This window comes from Rhodanobacter sp. FW021-MT20 (assembly GCF_041107475.1).
Classification (GTDB): domain Bacteria; phylum Pseudomonadota; class Gammaproteobacteria; order Xanthomonadales; family Rhodanobacteraceae; genus Rhodanobacter_A; species Rhodanobacter_A glycinis.
Genome location: NZ_JBGBPX010000003.1, coordinates 299,940 through 319,349 on the forward strand (window position 1 = coordinate 299,940; position 19,410 = coordinate 319,349).

Annotated in this window: 18 protein-coding genes; 5 read left to right on the top strand and 13 right to left on the bottom strand. The window is 66.3% G+C overall.

From position 1 onward, the window contains the following. Positions 1-85 precede the first annotated feature (85 nt). Complete coding sequence (locus AB7849_RS06315) at positions 86-976, top strand: LysR family transcriptional regulator (protein ID WP_008207715.1); 891 nt, start codon at positions 86-88, stop codon at positions 974-976. Between the two features lie 8 nt (positions 977-984). Here AB7849_RS06315 and AB7849_RS06320 read toward each other — a convergent pair whose 3' ends face one another. The 10 genes from AB7849_RS06320 to prmB form a co-directional block, all read right to left on the bottom strand. Next, positions 985-2,019: a cupin-like domain-containing protein gene (locus AB7849_RS06320; protein ID WP_369500717.1), complete on the bottom strand. Its 1,035-nt coding sequence runs from the start codon at positions 2,017-2,019 to the stop codon at positions 985-987. Beyond that, complete coding sequence (locus AB7849_RS06325; protein WP_008207708.1) at positions 2,016-2,651, bottom strand: phosphoribosylanthranilate isomerase; 636 nt, start codon at positions 2,649-2,651, stop codon at positions 2,016-2,018. Before AB7849_RS06325 ends, AB7849_RS06320 begins: the two co-directional genes overlap by 4 nt. Beyond that, positions 2,648-3,415: a tRNA pseudouridine(38-40) synthase TruA gene (gene truA, locus AB7849_RS06330; RefSeq protein WP_008207705.1), complete on the bottom strand. Its 768-nt coding sequence runs from the start codon at positions 3,413-3,415 to the stop codon at positions 2,648-2,650. Before truA ends, AB7849_RS06325 begins: the two co-directional genes overlap by 4 nt. Before the next feature lie 107 nt (positions 3,416-3,522). Next, positions 3,523-5,877 carry a FimV/HubP family polar landmark protein gene (locus AB7849_RS06335; RefSeq protein ID WP_369500718.1) on the bottom strand — a complete coding sequence of 785 codons (2,355 nt, stop codon included), beginning with the start codon at positions 5,875-5,877 and terminating at the stop codon, positions 3,523-3,525. 348 nt (positions 5,878-6,225) lie between these two features. Continuing rightward, the gene (locus AB7849_RS06340; protein ID WP_369500719.1) at positions 6,226-6,543 is read right to left on the bottom strand and encodes a hypothetical protein; all 318 of its coding nucleotides are present in this window, start codon (positions 6,541-6,543) and stop codon (positions 6,226-6,228) included. Next, on the bottom strand, positions 6,540-7,568 hold the full coding sequence (locus tag AB7849_RS06345; protein WP_008215716.1) for an aspartate-semialdehyde dehydrogenase: 1,029 nt from the start codon (positions 7,566-7,568) through the stop codon (positions 6,540-6,542). Before AB7849_RS06345 ends, AB7849_RS06340 begins: the two co-directional genes overlap by 4 nt. After that, a complete protein-coding gene (locus tag AB7849_RS06350; RefSeq protein ID WP_008215715.1) occupies positions 7,565-8,602 on the bottom strand; it encodes a 2-hydroxyacid dehydrogenase in 1,038 nt (345 codons plus the stop codon). Before AB7849_RS06350 ends, AB7849_RS06345 begins: the two co-directional genes overlap by 4 nt. A gap of 31 nt (positions 8,603-8,633) precedes the next feature. Continuing rightward, positions 8,634-9,722 carry a chorismate synthase gene (aroC, locus tag AB7849_RS06355; protein ID WP_008215713.1) on the bottom strand — a complete coding sequence of 363 codons (1,089 nt, stop codon included), beginning with the start codon at positions 9,720-9,722 and terminating at the stop codon, positions 8,634-8,636. 78 nt (positions 9,723-9,800) lie between these two features. Continuing rightward, complete coding sequence (locus AB7849_RS06360) at positions 9,801-10,343, bottom strand: GNAT family N-acetyltransferase (protein ID WP_008215712.1); 543 nt, start codon at positions 10,341-10,343, stop codon at positions 9,801-9,803. A 3-nt stretch (positions 10,344-10,346) separates the two neighbouring features. Then, on the bottom strand, positions 10,347-11,273 hold the full coding sequence (gene prmB, locus AB7849_RS06365) for a 50S ribosomal protein L3 N(5)-glutamine methyltransferase (protein ID WP_008215710.1): 927 nt from the start codon (positions 11,271-11,273) through the stop codon (positions 10,347-10,349). 175 nt (positions 11,274-11,448) lie between these two features. Between prmB and asd the strand changes: the two genes are divergently transcribed. Both asd and AB7849_RS06375 read left to right on the top strand, forming a co-directional pair. Then, on the top strand, positions 11,449-12,294 hold the full coding sequence (asd, locus tag AB7849_RS06370) for an archaetidylserine decarboxylase (RefSeq protein ID WP_008215709.1): 846 nt from the start codon (positions 11,449-11,451) through the stop codon (positions 12,292-12,294). Between the two features lie 126 nt (positions 12,295-12,420). After that, positions 12,421-12,861, top strand: coding sequence for a hypothetical protein (locus AB7849_RS06375; protein ID WP_008215708.1), 441 nt, complete (start codon positions 12,421-12,423; stop codon positions 12,859-12,861). 92 nt (positions 12,862-12,953) lie between these two features. Here AB7849_RS06375 and AB7849_RS06380 read toward each other — a convergent pair whose 3' ends face one another. Then, positions 12,954-14,444 carry a transglycosylase SLT domain-containing protein gene (locus AB7849_RS06380; RefSeq protein WP_008215705.1) on the bottom strand — a complete coding sequence of 497 codons (1,491 nt, stop codon included), beginning with the start codon at positions 14,442-14,444 and terminating at the stop codon, positions 12,954-12,956. Between the two features lie 143 nt (positions 14,445-14,587). On the opposite strand from AB7849_RS06380, the gene AB7849_RS06385 reads away from it, so the two are divergent. Together AB7849_RS06385 and greB are read left to right on the top strand one after the other, a co-directional pair. Further along, positions 14,588-16,099 carry a helicase HerA-like domain-containing protein gene (locus tag AB7849_RS06385; RefSeq protein WP_008215703.1) on the top strand — a complete coding sequence of 504 codons (1,512 nt, stop codon included), beginning with the start codon at positions 14,588-14,590 and terminating at the stop codon, positions 16,097-16,099. A gap of 169 nt (positions 16,100-16,268) precedes the next feature. Further along, positions 16,269-16,772 (top strand): transcription elongation factor GreB, encoded by a 504-nt coding sequence (gene greB / locus AB7849_RS06390; RefSeq protein WP_008215700.1) that lies wholly within the window; start codon positions 16,269-16,271, stop codon positions 16,770-16,772. Positions 16,773-16,778: 6 nt separating this feature from the next. Here greB and AB7849_RS06395 read toward each other — a convergent pair whose 3' ends face one another. Together AB7849_RS06395 and AB7849_RS06400 are read right to left on the bottom strand one after the other, a co-directional pair. After that, entirely contained in the window at positions 16,779-17,861 is a 1,083-nt protein-coding gene (locus AB7849_RS06395) for an ADP-ribosylglycohydrolase family protein (protein WP_369500722.1), read from the bottom strand. Positions 17,862-18,164: 303 nt separating this feature from the next. Continuing rightward, positions 18,165-19,307: a M23 family metallopeptidase gene (locus tag AB7849_RS06400; protein WP_369500723.1), complete on the bottom strand. Its 1,143-nt coding sequence runs from the start codon at positions 19,305-19,307 to the stop codon at positions 18,165-18,167. Positions 19,308-19,410 lie beyond the last annotated feature (103 nt).

A 19,410-nucleotide genomic window follows, 5' to 3' on the forward strand; every position in this document is an offset into this window, starting at 1 on the left:
CGACAAGGCGTTTACCCTAGCGCAGCGGCGCATCGGGAAAAAGCGATAAGATCGCCACAACCTGTCAGGAAAACTCACAGATGCCATGTCCCGCGAACTGCCCTCGCTGAATGCCTTGCGTGCCTTCGAGGCGGCGGCGCGGCTGGAAAGCGTGAGTCGCGCCGGTCTCGAACTGCACGTGACCCACGGCGCGGTAAGCCGACAGATCCGTGCCCTGGAAGCCGAGCTTGGCGTAGCGCTGTTCAGCCGCGAAGGACGCGGCTTGGCACTGACGGCCGCGGGCCTGCGCCTGCGCGACAGTGTCGCCGGGGCATTCACGCAACTGCGCAAGACCTGCGAGGAACTGCGCCACGGCGCAAGCCACGCACCGTTCGTGCTCGGCTGCTCCGGCAGCGTGCTGGCGCGCTGGATCATTCCACGCATGGACCGGCTGGGCCGCGACTTGCCGGAACTGAAACTGCACCTGTCCGCCGCCGAAGGCATGCCGGCCGCCGCGCTGCCCGGCCTGGACGCCGCGCTACTGCTGGCCGAACCGCCCTGGCCGACGGAATGGCAGGTGCACGAACTCGCCCCGGAACGGATCGGCCCCGTATTCAGTCCGCGTCACCCGCATCAGGCCGCCCTGCGCAAGGCCAGCGCCACCGCCTTGTGCAAGGAAGCCCTGCTGCACACCGCCTCGCGCCCGCAAGCGTGGCCGGCATGGGCGCGCACGCAACGCATCGCCGCCAGCCGCCTGCATTACGGCCAGTCGTTCGAGCATCTTTACTATCTGCTGGAAGCGGCAGTAGCCGGCCTCGGCGTGGCCATCGCTCCGCAGCAACTGGTGGCCGACGACCTGGCTGCCGGCCGCCTGCTTGCGCCGTGGGGGTTTCGTCCAACCCGGGCGAGCTGGGCCCTGTGCGCGCCAAAGCGCGCTGGCGATGCACGCGTGACCGCACTGTCGAACTGGTTGCAGCGGGAACTGATGCAGCCTTGAATGAAGCGTCAAAGGTGCTGGCGCGCACCCTGCTTCAGTTGTTCGATGGTCTCGGGCGTGAGTGGACCGAGCACGCCCCTGCGATGCTCGGGGATATGCGCAATGGCTTCTTCGTCACCGAATACGTAGTGATCCAGCAGGTTCCGCCAACTGTCGCGCTCGGCGGACGGCAGCGCACGGAAGGCGAGCAGGCAGTGGTACAGCGCCGCCCGCGCATGCCCGGTGTGGTAGCCCGGGATATCGACCGGGTTCCACCAATAGTTCACCAGCGCGTTGAGCCGCTCCAGCGATTCGACGTTGTGCCACCACAAGGGCGGCATGTAGATCGCATCGCCCGGATGCAACTCAGCCACCTGCGCCGCCGCCAGTGCGCGCTTCAGGCGCGGATAGCGCGGGTCGTCCGGCCGGTCCAGCCGCGCCATGCTGATCGCGGCACCGGTGGGTGCGAAATCCAGCGGGCCGATGTAGAGATTCGGCAGCTGCTCCGGCGGGAACAGCGTGAAGCGGCGCGTGCCGCACACCACGCAGGCGATGTTGTGCTGCGAATCGAAATGCGTGGGCGTGGTGACCCGGTTGCCCATCCACAGGCGCGGCTCCACGCCGGGGTCAAGGAAAGGCAGCGCATGATCGGCGAGGAATCCGGGCAGGCAATCGCGAATCGGCGCACTCTGGATCACCAGCCCCGGCGCATCTTCGCGCCGGCTGTACTTTGCCAGCCGCTGCAGACCCAGGGTCACCGGCACCTTGAAGTGCTGGTAGCTGAGATCGCTCATGTCCGCCGTGTAGCCGATGATGCCATCGGCGTCCGGCTCGATCATCAAGGTGCTCACGTCGGCACCGTTGTCCAGCTCCGCCAACCGCTGCGCGAAGGCCGTGTCCGACTGTCGCGCCAGCTTCACGATCGGCCAGTCACGCACCAGGCCACGGATCACCAGCGGACGCTCGCGGCCCAGCACGTCGTCGAGTCCGAACGGGCGATCACCGCCGGCCTGGTATTCCTCGATGGCGGCGGGCGCAGGGGTCGCGCGGGAAAGTTCGCTCATGACGCTTCTTCCGTCTTGTCCGCGGCGCGCACGGCCGCAATGAAAGCCGCCAGCCTGGCCGGGTCCTTGATGCCTGGCGCGGACTCCACGCCGCTGGCCACGTCCACGGCCCACGGTCGCGCCGCCCGAATCGCCACGCCCACGTTGCCGGCATGCAGGCCGCCGGCCAGCAGCAGCGGTTGTGCCAGGTCGTGCGGCATCAGCGACCAGTCGAATGCCTTGCCGCTGCCGCCGGCCTCTCCGAGACCATGCCCATCGAGCAGCAAGCCCATGGCATCGGGATAAGCGCGCAACCTCGGCAATGCGGCGGCCCCCTCGCCCATCGCCACGGCCTTCAACCATGGCACGCCGAATTGCGCGCACCAGTCGTTGCTTTCCTCGCCGTGGAATTGCAGCAGGTCGGGCCGCACCGTTGCCAGCACCTCCTCGACCAGAGATGCCTCGTCGTCCATGAACAGCGCAACGCAGGTCACGAACGGGGGCAGCGCGCGGCGGATCGCCCGGGCCCGTGCGATGTCCACCTGCCGCCGGCTGCGGGCGGTGAACACCAGGCCGATCGCATCCGCCCCCAGTTGCGCCGCCAGCAGCGCATCCTCGGTCCGGGTCATGCCGCAACACTTGATCCGCGTCATTGGCTCACCTCCGGCGGCAGGCCCCAATGTGCCTCGTAGCGTGGCCCCATGAAGGCCAGCCCGTTGGGCAACGCGGTGGGACCGGCCACGTCACGATTGCGCCCGGCCAGCAGTTCGGCCATCCACTCGACCGGCTGTTCGCCACGACCGATCGGCAGCAGCGATCCGACGATATTGCGCACCATGTGGTGCAGGAAGGCATTCGCCTCGATCTCCACCACCACCTCCTCGCCGCTGCGATGCACGCTCACCGCCAGCACGCAGCGATTGGCATGCGCAGCCTGGCACGACGCCGCGCGGAAGGCGCTGAAATCATGCTCGCCCAGCAGGGCCTGCGCCGCGGCATGCATGCGCCCGGCATCCAGCGGCAAGCGCTCCCAGGTCACGTAGCGCGCACGCAAGGCCGCCCGTATCGGGCGATTGAGAAGGGTGTATCGATAACGCCGGCTACGCGCGGAAAAACGCGCATGAAAGTCTTCCGGCACCGCATGCGCCCAGAGCACCGCCACGCCCGTGGGCAGGTTGGAGCAAGCGCCAAGTGTCCAGCCGCGCAGGTCGCGTCGGGCCTCGGTGTCGAAATGCACCACCTGGCAAACGCCGTGCACGCCGGCATCGGTGCGACCGGCACAGGTGACATCCACCGGGTGGGCCGCCACCGACGACAGCGCCTGCTCCAACGCGCCCTGCACGGTCGCGCCGTGGCTCAGCCGTTGCCAGCCGAGAAAGCCGGTGCCGTCGTATTCGATGCCAAGAGCGATGCGCATGAAGAAACCGCAGAACACATGAAGAGCAAAGCGTAGCAGGGCCGCAACGACAACGGGCCAGCAAAGCCGGCCCGTTGTCGGAAACCATCAATCGTGATGCAAGAACGTCAGGCTAGCTTTTCCAGCAAGCCCTTCGCCACGTCCTTCTGCATCTGAGTGCCTTCCTGCAAGACCTCTTCGAGCATCGCGCGGGCGCCATCGGGATCGCCCATGTCGAGGTAGGCGCGGGCCAGGTCGAGCTTGGTATCGACCGGGTCGTCATTGAGCTCGCCGAAATCGCCGAACTCGTCGCCGGCCGGCTCCGCATGCGATGTCGTGGCCGGCTCGTCGAAGTTCCAGCTCGACACGGCTTCGTCCTTCGGCGCAACCACTGGCTCGACCGGCTTGACCGGAGCCGCAGCCGCTTCCGCTTCCTCGGCGGCAGCCTGGGCGCGAGCCTGTTGCGGTGTCAGGTTGAAGTCGAAGTGGTACTCGCTGACCTTCTGGTTCGCGCGCAGCGGCGGCGGGGTCGGGCTCGACGAGGCCCCGGCTGGCGCCTCGTTGGCATAGCTGTCCAGGTCGAACTCGTTCAACGCCTGGATCTCATCCTCGGTGCGTGGCGGCACGACCTCGTCGTGAAGGTCCGTGTCGGGGTGCGCCGGGCTTTCGTCGGCATGGGCGAACAACGGGTGCCCGGGGGTGAGGTCCTCGCCCATGTGCACCACGTCCTGCCATTCGTCCTGCTGCGGGCTGGCGACATGCGCGTACATGGCTTCGGCCGCGGCCTCGAAATGCTCGACGTCGCGACGGCTGTAGTACAGGCTGACCAGTTCCAGGTGCAGGCCCACGTCATCCGGATGCTCGGCCAACTGGTCGAGCAGTTCGTCCTGGTCGGGATCGGCACCGCCGGCAGCCGACGGGATCGGCGCGTCGCCGAAACGATCGGCCAGCGACGACGGCGGGGTCGGACGCCCCGGCGTGGCCGCCTTGCCGCGACGACCGCGCGAGGCGAGCAGCATGAGCAGGCCCAGCACCACGATCGCGGCACCGGCGATCATCGCCCAGGTCTGCATGTACCAGGGCTGCTCGGGCGGCGGCGCGGGATGCACCGCCGGGCGCGGGTGCACCACCGGCTTCTTCACCGCCGGCTTGGGCGCGGCGACGACTGGAGCCGTGGCAGCTGTACTGCTGGCCACGGCAGGTGTGGTCGCGGTCGACGCCGTGCCCGCATGGGCCGGGGCGACTGCTGTCTTGGGTGCTTCATGCGCCGTCACGGCCGCCACCAGCGGTGCCGTGGCGTTGCTGGACGCGGCCTCGGCTGGCGCCGGTGTTGCCGGCAACGGCTTCGGCGGCGGCAATCCGGCGGCCTTGCGCGCGGCGGCCAGCTTGGCCTGCAGCGCGGCAATCTCGTTGTCTTTCAGCGACAGCAGGCGCTGGTTCTTGCTGTTGATGTCCTTCAGATCCTTCAGGCGCGAATTAAGATCCGCGCTCTGCTGCTGCAGGCTGGACAGCGTTTCCTGGCTGCGCTGCAGATCCTGGCGCAAGCTGGCGACCGAGCCGTGCTTGCCACCGCCGGAGCCGGCGCCCTGCCCGCTGTCGCCAGCCGGCACCAGCGCCAACCGATCGCCCGTACTGGCATGACTCGTCGGCGAGGTGGACGCATTGGCACGGGTGGCAGCGGCCGCCACGGAGGTCGGCCTGCGTGCGGCACCGCCACTCCAGTCACTGTTCTGGCGGCGCACGGCGGCGGCGGCCTCGGCCACCTTCATCGCCAGCGCGTCATCGCGCGAAGGCACGCGCAGCACCGCACCGGCCTTCAGTGCATTGATGTTGTCGCGGTAGAAGGCATCCGGGTTGGCCTGCTTCAACGCCAGCATCATCTGGTCGACGTTGACCCCGTCCGGCGCCACGTTGCGAGCGACGGCCGACAACGTCTGGCCACGCTGCACCGGACCGTACTCGCCATTTTTCACTCCGGCAGCGGGCGCCTGGCGGGCCGTGGCCGACGGCCGGGGGCTTGCCGGCGCCGCATGGCTGGCGGCGGCATGGTGGCCCGCGTGGCGGTTGCCGGAGGTCGCGGCGGCCAGTTTGCCGGCCGGCGGATCAAGCAGTACCGGATATTCGTGCACGCTGGTGCCGGCGGCGCTGCTGACCTCGATGAGCAGGTCGATATAGGGGTTGTTGACCGGCACGCTGCTGGTAACCAGGATCACCTTGTGGCCGTGCTCATCGGCCACCTTGAACTGCAGCGGCACGGAGGGACGGCCATCGGTGATACCGGCGCGGGTGAAGGCATCGCTCGAGGCGAGGCGCGCGCTCAGGTTCTGCAATTCCGCCGGACTGGCCGGATTCACCGGAATTTCCACCCGCAAGGGCTGGCCCAGTGCGGATTTGACCTGGATCTGACCCAGATTGAGTGCCAGTGCCTGACTACTGCCCAGCGCGAGCGCTGCCAGCACCGACAACTTCAACGAACGATTCATGCCTGCTCCCCCAACTACCCGAATACCGCCAGTTGCTTTCGTCACCGCGGAATGACGGCAACTTTACGAATTGAGGCGTCACTTTAGTTAGATAGCCGCCAATCAACAATAGCCGGGGGAGGGAAATGGGCAGTGCATCGCGCCTTGAAGGCTGTCGGGCTCGGGGATCGAAGCGAAGAGCCTCACAACAGCGAAGCTGGTCAAGCCTGGCGGTGTGGGGACAGGTTTTCGACGATTCGCCGCCCCCTGATGGCTCCATAGGGCGAGAGTCGGCGGAAAGATGGACTACACAGCACATTTGCAGCCTGACCCACCAGGCTTGGCGGCCCCCCCCCCGGCCCGTACCGATCACTGCCCCGCGGGGGATGGCTTCTGGCCGGATTGCACCGCCTGCAGCTGTTTCTTCAGCTCGGCGATGGTGCTGTCTTGTTGCTGCAGCCGGGCTGCCGCCTGCCGGCTGCGCGACTCCTGTTCTGCCACGCCCTGCTTCAGCCGCGCCACCCGGCTTTTGTCGCGGCTCAGCTGCTGTTGAAGCGGGCTGGATGCGGCCGGGGCGGCGGCGACGCGCGGGGCCGCCGCCTGCGTACCCGCCGCCAGGGCCGGCAGCGACAACAAGCCCAGCGTCAGCAGGACGGGCACACACGAAAACGGCAAGCGATACGTCACAGATAGTTCTCGATCAGCAGTTCGGCAATCTGCACGGCATTCAGGGCCGCGCCTTTGCGGATATTGTCGGCGACGACCCACAGGTTGAGCCCGTGTTCGCCAGCCAGGCCCTCGCGGATGCGGCCCACGAATACCGGGTCCTTGCCGGCCGCATCACCCACCGGCGTAGGATAACCGCCCGCCTTGCGCTCGTCCTGAACCACCACGCCATCGGCCTGTTCCAGCAGTTCCCGGGCCTGTTCGGCCGTGATCTTGTCGCGCGTCTCGATATGCACCGCCTCGGCGTGGCCGTAGAACACCGGCACGCGCACCGCGGTGGGGTTCACCTCGATCGACGGGTCTTCCAGGATCTTGTGCGTCTCCCACACCAGTTTCATTTCTTCCTTGGTGTAGCCGTTGGGCTGGAAATCGTCGATGTGCGGGATCACGTTGAACGCGATCTGCTTCGGGAATTTCTTGCTTTCCACGTCCTGGAAATTGAGCAGCGCCGCGGTCTGCTTGCCCAGTTCTTCCATGCCCGAGCGCCCTGCCCCCGACACCGACTGATAGGTCGCGATGTTGATCTTGTCGATGCCCACCGCCCGGTGAATCGGCGCCAGCACCACCAGCAATTGCATGGTCGAGCAGTTCGGATTGGCGATGATGCCGTGCGTGGTGTACTGCGCGATGGCGTGCGGATTCACCTCGCTCACCACCAGCGGGATGTCGTCCTGGTAGCGAAACTCGGAGGTGTTGTCGATCACCACCGCACCAGCCGCGGCCGCACGCGGTGCATGCACCTTGCTGACCGAGCCACCAGCCGAGAAGAACGCGATATCCACGCCCTCGAAGTCGTAATCGGCCAGGTTTTTCACCGTCACGTGCTTGCCAGCGAACTCCACCTTGCCGCCAGCAGAACGCTCGCTGGCCAGCGGCACCAGCTCGCTGACCGGGAAATCGCGCTCGGCGAGGATGGCGAGCAGGGTCTCGCCCACGGCGCCAGTGGCGCCAACCATCGCAACCTTGTAACTGCTCTTCTTGCTCATCGGATAGATTCTTGTCGGGGTGGTGAAAGAGGCGCGCGGGCCACGGCCAGCGCTTCGGGGTTCAGCAGGTTGGGTGGATGCCCGGCATGCGGGCCATGGCCGAACAGTGCCAATACATTGTCCACGGCCACTGCGGTCATCGCGCGACGGGTACCGGTCGTGGCGCTGGCGATATGCGGGCTGAGCAGCGCGTTGTCGAGCGCCAGCAGGTCGGAATGCACGCGCGGCTCGCCCTCGAACACGTCGAGTCCGGCCGCGGCCAGCCGCCCTTCACGCAAGGCGGCGGCCAGCGCCACATCGTCCACGATGCCGCCGCGCGCCACGTTCACCAGCACCGCAGTCGGTTTCATCTGCGCCAGTTCGGCGGCGCCGATCGCGTGACGGGTATCAGGCGTCAGCGGCAACACGAGCACAAGGAAATCCGCTTCGCGCAGCAATTCCGCCTTGTCCACGTAACGGGCATGGCATTCATGCTCGGTGGCCTCGGGCAGGCGTGAACGGTTGTGGTAGATCACCGGCATGCCGAATCCCGAAGCGCGACGCGCCACGGCCTGGCCGATACGCCCCATGCCGAGAATACCCAAGGTGCCACCGCGCACATCGGTGCCCAGCCAACCCTTGAATTCGGTGGCATGCCACTGGCCCGCTCGCAGCCAGCGTTCGGCGGCGCCCAGGCGCCGCGCCGCGCCCAGCAACAGCGCCCAGGCATGGTCGGCCACGCTCTCGTTGAGCACGTCGGCCGTGTTCGAGGCAGCGATGCCGGCGGCAGTGAGCGCGGCCACATCGAGGTTGTCGTACCCCACGGCCAGGTTGGCCACGATGCGCAGGTGCTTTGCACCCACCACTTCCGCCGCACCAATGCGCTCTTTCATGCCGACGATGGCTGCATCGTGGGAAGCCAGTTTCGCCACCAGATCAGCCGGGCCCAAGGTCCGCTCCACCGACTCTTCCACCACGCGAAAATGCGGTTGCAACCGCGCGATCACGTCGGGAAAGGTGGGGCGCGAGACCCATACGCTGGGCTTGTCGGTCATCTGTCCTGGTTCCAATACTGCGAACGACCCGTCACGGGATGCGCGGTTGCACCACGCCCACATCGCCGCATTGGGCGCGGTGACGCAGTGCATGATCCATCAGCACCAGCGCCATCATCGCCTCGGCGATAGGCGTGGCACGAATGCCGACGCAGGGGTCGTGACGGCCCTTGGTGACCACTTCCACCGGCTCGCCGGCCAGGTTCACGCTGCGGCCGGGAATCAGGATGCTTGAAGTGGGCTTCAGCGCGATCGAGGCAACCACCGCCTGCCCCGTACTGATGCCCCCAAGGATGCCACCGGCATGATTGGACGTAAAGCCGTCCAAACGCATTTCATCGCGATGCTGGCTGCCGTGTTGTTCGACGGCCGCGAAACCGTCGCCGATTTCCACACCCTTCACCGCATTGATCGACATCAAAGCCGACGCCAGGTCGCCATCCAGCTTGCCGTAGATCGGCTCGCCCCAGCCCGGCGGCACGCCATCGGCCACCACGGTAACGCGCGCACCGACCGAATCGCCGGATTTGCGCAGCGCATCCATGGCCTTTTCCAGCTCCGGCACCTGTTCCGCGCAGGGCCAGAAGAACGGATTCTGCTCGACCGCATTCCAGTCGAAACCGCGAGGCTTTGCGTCGCCCAACTGCGACAGGTAACCGCGCACGCGCACGCCGTGGCGCTCGGCCAGCCACTTCTTGGCGACTACTGCGGCGGCCACGCGCATGGTGGTCTCGCGTGCCGATGAACGACCGCCGCCCCGCGGGTCACGGATACCGTACTTCTGCCAGTAGCTGTAATCGGCGTGACCGGGGCGGAAGGTTTGCGCGATGTCGCCGTAATCCTTGCTGCGCTGGTCGGTATTGCGGATCAGCAGCGCGATCGGCGTGCCGGTGGTGCGTCCCTCGTACACGCCGGAAAGAATCTCCACCTCGTCGGCTTCACGGCGTTGCGAGGTATGCCGGCTCTTGCCGGTGGCGCGACGATCGAGATCGTGACGAAATTCGCCGGCATCGATCGGCAGCCCCGGCGGACAACCGTCGATCACGCAGCCAATCGCCGGCCCGTGGCTTTCGCCAAAGGTGGTGACGGTGAAGAGTTTGCCGAAGGAATTGCTGGACACGGGGTTTGGACGTCCATCCGATGAGAGCCGTCCAAGCTTACCCGGGTTTGCGCCGCATGTCGCGGCGCACAAGAAACCTCAACCAGCGGCCCGCGCACGCCACTCGCGGGCAAGCAGCGCGTAGATCGCGTCGTCGGCCCATGCGTCGCCATCACGAAAACTTTCGCGAAAATGCGCCTCCTGGCGCATGCCGAGCCCTGCCAGCAACCGTACGCACGGCGTATTGCGCGGATCGACCGAAGCGAACACCCGATGCCGCCCCAGCTCGCCGAAAGCGAGGTCAAGCATCGCCGCCAGCGCCTCGGTAGCCAGCCCTTTGCCCTGCCACGATGGAGCGAGGCTGATGCCCAGTTCCACGGTATCCCTGCCCACGAAATGCAGGCCGAGGTCCCCCGCCAGTTCAGCGGAATCGCGCCAGCGGATGGCGAACTGGAACCAGCTGTCCGGCGTGTCAAACACCACGCCCTGCTGGCGCTCGATGAACTCCCGCGCCGCCTCGACCGATCCCGGGCGCCATCCCTGGTAACGGCTGACCCGCGGGTCGGCACGGTAGGCGAACAGCGTCGCGGCATCGCCTGGATGAAGTGCATCCAGCCGCAATCGCGCCGTGGCCAGTTCCATCGATCAGCCAGGCCGGCGCGCGACAGCGGCGGCATGAATTACCGCCGCATACTCGACCAGGTCGCGCCGCTCCAGCGCAAACACGCCCATCGGTCCGACCTTGAACTCGATCCACACGAACGGCACCTCGGGCAGCAAGGCCGCCAGCGCGTGCTCGCTTTCGCCCACTTCAACGATCAGCAGGCCGTCGTCGCTGAGCAGGTCGGCCGCTTCATCGAGGATGCGCAGGCAGATATCCAGCCCGTCCTCGCCCGAAGTGAGACCCAGCTTCGGCTCGTGCGCGTACTCGCCCGGCAAGGCGGCGTACTCGTCCTCGGTGACATAGGGCGGATTGGACACGATCAGGTCGTACTTGCGCCCCTTCACGCCCGCGAACAGGTCGGACTTCACCGCTTCGACGCGGCCCTCGACATGCTGGAACGCGATGTTCTCGCGGGCCAGCGCCAGCGCGTCATCGCTGATATCGACGATGTCCACCTGCCAGTCCGGGTTGTACTCGGCCATCGCGATGCCGATGCAGCCGGAGCCGGTGCACAGGTCCAGCGCGCGTCCGATCTGGCGGCCATCCAGCCACGGCGCAAAGCCCGACTCGATCAGCTCGGCGATCGGCGAACGCGGCACCAGTGCACGATGGTCGCTTTTGAACTTCAGCCCGGCGAACCAGGTTTCGCCGACCAGGTAGGCCACCGGCAGGCGCTCGCTGACGCGGCGCTCGATCAGTGCCAGCACCTGCTCGCGCTCGGCCGTGGTGAGCCGACCGGCGCCATAGGCCGGCGGAATGTCCGGCGGCAGGTGCAGGCAGGCCAGCACCAGGTGCGTGGCCTCGTCGATGGGGTTGTCGTGGCTGTGGCCGAAGGTCAGCCCGGCCGCCGAAAAACGGCTGGCACCGTAGCGGATGAAATCGATGATGGTGGCAAGTTCGGCGGTCACGGCGACACCTGAAACGATAAAGACCGGCAAGTATAGCGAGGGAGGAGTGAGGGAAGAGGAGTGAGAAGTGAGAGAAGGCAGCTTGCCGGGAACTCATGCCTTTCTCTCACTTCTCACTCCTCTCCACTCACTTCCCGCTCCTCTTCCCTCACTGCTGCCCCCTATACTTCGCCGGATGACTTTCAAAGTATTCCTCCAATACGCCCTGCCACACCGCTTCCTGTCGCGTCTGGTCTACTGGGCCACGCGCTGGACCTTCGCGCCGTGGAAGAACTGGCTGATCGGCACCATCGTGCGCAATTACCACGTGGACATGACCGAGGCCGTGCAGCCCGATGCGCTGGCCTACCAGCACTTCAATGCCTTCTTCACGCGCAAGTTGAAAGCCGGTGCGCGCCAGGCCGACGCCGATCCGGCCGCACTGATCTCCCCGGCCGATGGCCGCATCAGCCAGGCCGGCACGATCGTCGACGGGCGGATCTTCCAGGCCAAGGGGCAGGATTACACCGCTGCCGAACTGCTCGGCGGCAGCGAAGCCGAGGCCGCGCCGTACCGCAATGGCCGCTTCGTCACCGTCTACCTGTCGCCGCGCGACTACCATCGCGTGCACATGCCACTGAAAGGCACGCTGAAGGAAACCGTGCACGTGCCCGGCCGCATCTTCAGCGTAGCGCCGTTCGCGGTGGAGGCGATTCCGCGCCTGTTCGCGCGCAACGAGCGGCTGGTCTGCCACTTCGAAGGCGAACACGGCCCGTTCGTGGTGGTGATGGTGGGCGCCATCCTGGTGTCGTCGGTGGCCACGGTGTGGGATGGCCTGGTGATCCCGCCCTACGCCTCATCCATCCGCCGCAAGTCGTTCGAAGGCCAGGGCATCACACTGGAACGCTTCGCCGAAATGGCACGCTTCAACATGGGTTCCACCGTGATCATGCTGCTGCCCGAGGGCACGGCCGAGCTCGACGCCTTGCAGCCGCAGCAGCCGATCCAGGTGGGGCAGCGACTGGGAAAAGCGGCACTCTGACCCAGTTGCACACCCGAAACGTGACACATTCCGTCATTTTGTGACGCTCTGGGCATACGGCGTCTTCACAATCGTTATGCTCCTCGCTTGCCCGGCGCTTGCGCCGCCAGCCAGATCGAGGACTGCATGCATATCGTCACCCGACTCATCGCGATGAACCGCGCCAGGCAGCTGCAGCGCCAGTTCCAAGAGATCGAACGAAGCATCCATGCACTGCCCGGCCGCAGCCGCGCGCGCCTGGGCACACTGACCCTGCGCGAGATCGGGCAGGCTTCGCAGTGCGACTTCCCCCATCTCTATGGCACACCGCCCGAGGATCGCTACCAGCCGTGGGGCCAGGGCACGGCGATCGGTTTCACCCGTGCGCAATCGGACAATGCCGAAGTGGCCTTGCGCGGCATCGCGCTGTGGCTGGCGGTGGCTTACCACGAAACCAAGGAGTCGCCCCACGCCAGCGTGCAGCCGCAGCACCGCCAGCTATTGCGCGTGTTGCGCGAACTGAAGGAAGTACACCATCGTGACGGCGACATCGCCGAGCAGTGGATGAATTCCAGCGCTGCGGCCTGAAGCCGCCAGGTCCGAGGGCAGGACGAACCTGCCACACTCATCACTCGACGCAACACCTTTCCAGCGCCCGGCACATGCCGGGCGTTGACGCATCAGCGCCGGCAGGCAGGCAGCTTCAGCACCTGGCCGACTCGAATGCTGTGGTGGCGAATACCGTTCAGGTGTTCGATCTCGTGCACACTGGAACAGCCCTGGCGACGCGCGATGCTGCTGATGGTGTCGCCACGACGCACCGTGTAGCGCCGGGCCTTCGAAACCGGCGGCGGATCGTGGCGCACCGGCACCACCGGCACCACGGCGTTGTGCAAATCACTGGCCAGGATCGGCCACGGCCCATCCACGCAGCGCGAGGCGTACGCCTTTTCCAGCGGCTTGGGCAATTGCAGCACGGCACCCACCGGCTGCTCCTGCTGCGGATCGAGTCGCGGATTGAGGTTGCGCAAGGTACGGAACCAGCCGTCCTGCATGCCACCGGCTTCGCCGAGGCAGACGGTAAGCTCCGAAATCGAGGCCGCGCGCTTCAGCGTGATGTGCCCCGGAACGCCGTCGATCTTCGGGAAACGCAGGTTGTAGCTGTTCGGATGCAGGAACAACCATGCCGCCGCCAGCACGGAAGGCACGTAATCGCGGGTTTCCTGCGAGAGCTGGTCGTAGATGCGCGGGTCGTAGAAGCTCACCGAGGTGTCGCTGCCCACCAGTCGGCGCATGCGTCCCTCGCCGCCGTTGTAGGCGCCCAGGGTCAGTTCGAGGTTGTCGTTGAAGGCCTTGAGCTGCTCATTGATGTACGCAGCATTGGCACGCGCGGCATCGGCGGGATCGAAACGCGTGTCGAAGCCGTTGACGTTGCCCAGCCCGAAGCGCAAGCCGGTGGCATACATGAACTGCAGCGGCCCGGCCGCGCCCGAACGCGACACCGCATGCACCTTGCCGCCGGATTCCTTCGCCATGATGCCGAACAGCAAGGCCTCGGGCAGGTCTGCCTTCTGGTATTGCGGCCACATCTCGTGACGCAGGTACTCGTAGTTGACGTAGGCATCCATCAGGTTCGGGCGCCACTGGGTCAACCACATTTCCAGCGCCGCCTTCACCGGGCCATTCATCGCAATCAGCTCGGACAGCTTCTGCCCGTGCAGCAGGATCACGCTGCGCTGCGCCTGCGGCAGACTGGCCGCGCCATTCAGGCCGGCGACCTGGCCGCTGGGGGATTCGTTGTCCTTGTCATCGGGTGATTCGTCGCCGATGAAGCTGCCATCCTTCAGGCGCAGCAGATGATCGAATACCGAGAAGAAGCGCTGCGGGTCGCAGCCCTCGGTGTTCTCGCAATGCGCGGCGGCATCACGCAGCTGATCCAGCGATTGTTTCAAGGTCTTTTCCGACGCATCCGTGTCGTTGTCGCGCGCCTGCTGCAACGCGGTTTCGTAGCCCTGGCTGGCCTGGTCGAGCTGGGCGTACAGCGCCTTCACGGAGGCCGGAGCCGCCGGTTTGCTGCCGCCCGTGGCGCAGGCAGCGAGCAGGCCCAGCGCCGCGGCCAGGGGAGCGAGACGCAGGGAACGTGCAACAGGGAAGTACGACATGAGGAACATCTGACCGCGGGAAACGCCCACGATAACGGGCAATGCAGGTGGACTCAATGTGCGTCGACAGCTATCCACGCGCGGTGCGAGTGCGCCGACGGCAAATCGCCACGGTTGGCTACAATCCCTGCAACCCCATTGGACGGAATGCCATGACTGACATCCTCATCGGCCGCAACAACAGCACCAGCGTCAGCCTCGACCCGCACTTCGGCAACCGCCACGGCATGATTGCCGGCGCCACCGGCACCGGCAAATCGGTCTCGTTGATGGTGCTGGCCGAAGGTTTCTCGAAGCTGGGCGTACCCTGCTTCCTGGCGGACGTGAAGGGCGATCTGGCCGGATTGGCGATGGCCGCCGGCGCGCCGGGCGACAAGCTCAAGGCACGGCTGGACAAGCTCAAGCTGAGCGACTGGAAGCCGCAGGCCAACCCGGTGGTGTTCTGGGACCTGTACGGCAAGCTCGGCCATCCGGTGCGCGCCACCATCAGCGAGATGGGCCCGACCCTGCTCGGCCGTGTGCTCGACCTCAACGACACCCAGCAAGGCGTGCTGGAAGTGGTCTTCAAGGTGGCCGACGACAACGGCTGGCTGCTGCTGGACCTGGCCGACCTGCGCGCGATGCTCAACTTCGCGGTGGACAACAGCAAGGACATCTCCACTCACTACGGTCTGATCAGCAAACAGAGCCTGGCCGCGGTGCAGCGCGCCCTGCTGCAACTGGAACAGGATGGCGCCGATCAATTCTTCGGCGAGCCCGCGCTGGAACTGGCCGACCTGATGCGCCAGGACATGAGCGGCCGCGGCGTCATCAACGTGCTGGCCGCCGATCAGCTGATCCTGAAGCCGCGCCTGTACTCCACCTTCCTGCTGTGGCTGCTGTCCGAGCTGTTCGAGCAACTGCCCGAAGTCGGCGACCTCGACCAGCCCAAGCTGGTGTTCTTCTTCGACGAGGCACACTTGCTGTTCGATGATTGCCCCGCAGCCCTGCAACAACGGGTGGAACAGGTGGTACGGCTGATCCGCTCCAAGGGTGTGGGCGTGTATTTCTGCTCGCAGAACCCGGACGACGTACCCGGCGAAATCCTCGGCCAGATGGGCAACCGCATCCAGCACGCGCTGCGCGCCTTCACCCCGCGCGACCAGAAAGCGGTGAAGGCCGCCGCCGAAACCTTCGTGGCCAATCCGAAACTCGACGTCACCGAAGCCATCGGCAAACTCGGCGTGGGCGAGGCATTGGCTTCCACCTTGGGCAAAGGCGGCGTGCCCGCCCCGGTGGAACAGGTACTGGTGAGCACACCGTGCTGCCGCATCGGCGCCATCACCGCCGACGAGCGCAACACCATCCGCAGCCGCTCACCAGTGGGCGGCAAATACGACACCGCCGTGAATCGTGAATCGGCAGCGGAAATGCTGGCCAAGCGCGCCGACGACAAGGCCGCCGATGCGAATGCCGTCGCTGCCGACGCGCCGACCAAGGCCGCAGCCAGCGGCGAAACCGGCCCGGCCTGGAGCGGCGCCGTGCACGACGCCCTGTTCGGCACCAAGCGCCGCCAGGGCATGATCGAAACCATGGGCAAGCAAGTAGTGCGCACCATGGGCAGCCAGCTCGGCCGGCAGATCCTGCGCGGCGTGCTGGGCGGCATCTTCGGCGGCAAGCGTTGAACGCCTGCCCGCGACCTCGCCGCGACAGGCGACCTCATGTAGGAGCGCACCCTGTGCGCGAAGGGTTTTCGCGGTACCCGACAAGAGCTTTTCGCGCACAAGGTGCGCTCCTACATCGCCCCGTGCGGGGCCCGAAAGACCGTGGGCAAGCTCCCGCCGAAGGACAGGCATGAGTCGCTGGCGCCCACCTTCTCCCGGTTCCACCGCGATCATCACCCGCGAGGGTTTCGAGCGACTGAAGGCCGAACTCGATCATCTCTGGCACGTGTTGCGCCCGGAGGTGGTGAAGGCACTTGCCGCCGCCGCCGCCGAGGGCGACCGCTCGGAAAACGCCGAATACACCTACCGCAAGAAGCAGCTCGGCGAGATCGATCGTCGCGCACGCTACCTCAGCAAGCGCATCCCCGCACTGAAGGTGGCCGAGGGCGCACCGGCCGACCGCGACGCGGTATTTTTCGGCGCCGCCATCACGCTGGAAAACCTCGCCAGCGGCGAGGAAGTCCGCTACCGCATCGTCGGTCCCGACGAGACCGACGCCAGGCTGGGCTGGATCAGCATCGACTCGCCGCTGGCGCGGGCCGTGCTGAAGAAGCGCGTCGACGACGAGTTCGAAGCCGAACTGCCCGGCGGGCGCACGCGCTTCCTGATCGTGGATGTGCGCTACGCGGCGTAATCGTCTTTACCCGGCCTGTTCCGCCAACGCCTCCGCCAGCGCCAGGTATTCCTCACTTTGCTGCAGTCCCGCGATGAAACGCGCAGGAATTGCCTCCAGCCCGCCGATGGCACCGCACAGCGCACCGGTGAGCATGGCGCGCGCCTGATTCTGCCCGCCTGCGTTCACCGCGTTCAGCACGCCCTGTTCCACGTCGCCCTGGAAGCGTGCCGCGAGGTAATAGGCCGCGGGAAACTGGTGGTACACCGCGCATGGCAGGCCATAGACCAGGCCCACTTTCGACGCCGGCTCGATGGAAACACCCGGATCGTGCGCAGCACGGGCGATCGAGGAGACCGTGAGCAAGGCATCGGGCGAAGCGAACTGCCCCGCCTTGAGCGGCGCCTCCGCGCCTTGCGGCACGTCCAACTCTCCGCTGGTCACGGCGTGGAACGGCAGCTCGCCGGACTTCACCATGCCCATCAAGCGGCCGGACAGGTCCGCATCCAGCGCCACCCCATTCACCAGCTGTCCCAGCACGGCGGCGAAAGCCAGCGTCATCGCGCCCACCGTGGGGTCGCGCTGGGTCAACGCCACGTTGGTACTCACGTGACGTGCCAGCTGTGCCGGGTCGCCGGCATGACGCAGCGCAATCGCCAACACCCGCTCCGCTGCCTCGGTGTTGTCCGCCAGTCCCGCCACCTGCCCCCAGGGCAAGCCCGCCCGGCGCTTGCCCCACGCCTCACGAATCGACTGGCTGGTGTAGCCACCCGGCCCCGCCATCGGCGTGCCGTCCAGCAGCGGAAACAGTTCCTGATCCATCCGTGCGCAGAAATCAGCCTCGTCGTAACCACCGCGCTCCACCAGCGAGCGTGTTGTCAGCGCAAGGATGAAGCCCGCCTGCGACGATGCGCCTGCGGGCAGACCCTCGTGGTAGCGCCCAGGCTTTGGCGCCGTGTAGTCAGTGATCCACTCGCCGTAGTCGCGACACAGCGCGTCCAGGTCGTAGTACCAGTGCGGACCAAGCGCCAATGCGTCGCCGATGAAGGCACCCATCAGGGCGCCCTGGATGCGGCTTTTTCTTGAAACGGATGACGAAGCGTGTGACATGCGAGTTTACCTGCAATGACGAAGCCGTGCCATCGTAACGCCGGTCATGTGAGCGCCTCGAAAAGCAGCTGGCCGGCGACGTCACCACCGATGGGAGCAACTCGTCCACGCACGATGTCGCGTCAGCCGTCTTCCCCGCAGCCCGCTTGCGAAGCGCGCCCGATATGTTCATCCGTGGAATGCTCAAGCGCGGGCACCCAGGAACGGGGCAGGTTCATTCCCGGCACGATCAAACGGATGCAAGTGAACCTGGCCCTGTTTTGCGGTGGACTACGACTGATCGATCAGCCGGGCATCACTCGTCTAAGATTCCGGAAAATCCACGACGGCGCCTGGTGCGGGCATTTCCCCATCTCGACCATGCTCGGTTTGCGCGGGCAAGGCGCGCCACGTCTTGCCTGCGTCGAAATCATCCAGATCCGGGTAATCGCCAAGCGTTTCATAGCTGGCGATGACGAATGGCAGCCCTTCGCCGGCCAGCGGAGCAGCGCCGTCGCTGACGTGAAAGTGAAGATGGGGCCCGGTCGAGTCACCGCTGAAACCGAGCGCGCCGATGACCTCGCCGCGATGCACGTGCTCGCCGACATGCACGCGAACGCTGCCCGGTTGCAGGTGCTCGTAATGCGCATAGCGGCCATCGCCCAGCGCGAGCGACACGAAATTGCCACTGCCCTCGTCCAGCGGATGCCGCGGGTTCTTCAGCGTTTTGCTCTCGGGATAGTCATTGCGCGTGGCGACCACCGTGGCATCGGCCACCGCCAGCACGTCCTCGCCATAACCGAGCCAATTCCTTGCCACCTGCGCGTTAGCGCGCGCGTGATGCCCACGCCTGTCCAACTTGAACCAGTCGATCGCGAAACGCGCGGGGATTCGCGCCCGTCCATCCAATGCGAACATCACCCGGCGATGTCCACGTGGCACGGACGCGTCGTAGATGGCGACCCACGGCCCGCCGCGCAGAGGCGGTGCAAGGCTCACCGGCGCGCGCCGATCGACCGCAAACGCGCCACCCGTGACCTCGCCAGGTTCCCCCTCGTGCGAGATGGTCCGATACGCCAATCGGTGGATCAGCCTACGCGGCACCCGCGCATCAGCGGGCAGCACCACCTCCACGTAGATCACCGCCTGCATGCCGGCCGCCAGGCCTTCGGCACCCGGCGACTTGTCGGTACCGGCGATCGCCATGCGGGCCACCAGCGCGGGGCCGGCCCAGGAAGCCAGCGGCTTTTCCGTCGCATCCGCATCCAGCACGTCCAGTGCCGACGGCAGCAGGCTGACGCCGGCATAGTTCGTCACGTGCAGTTCGTAGACCAGTTGTCGGTGCCCATCGACCATCACCGCCATCGGTGCCCAAGGCACCTGCAGGTCGAACGATTGGCGCGGTGTCGAGGCGCTGGCAGGTGTCCACAAGCACACCAGCAGCATCACCAGAAGAAACCGGATCATCGTTGCATCTCCAGTTGGTGACACGCGCCGGCAGGTTGATCCGCACCGGCGGCGAGGCGTTTCCACTATCGCGCGAAAACATCTCCGGCATACCTGCCACCAG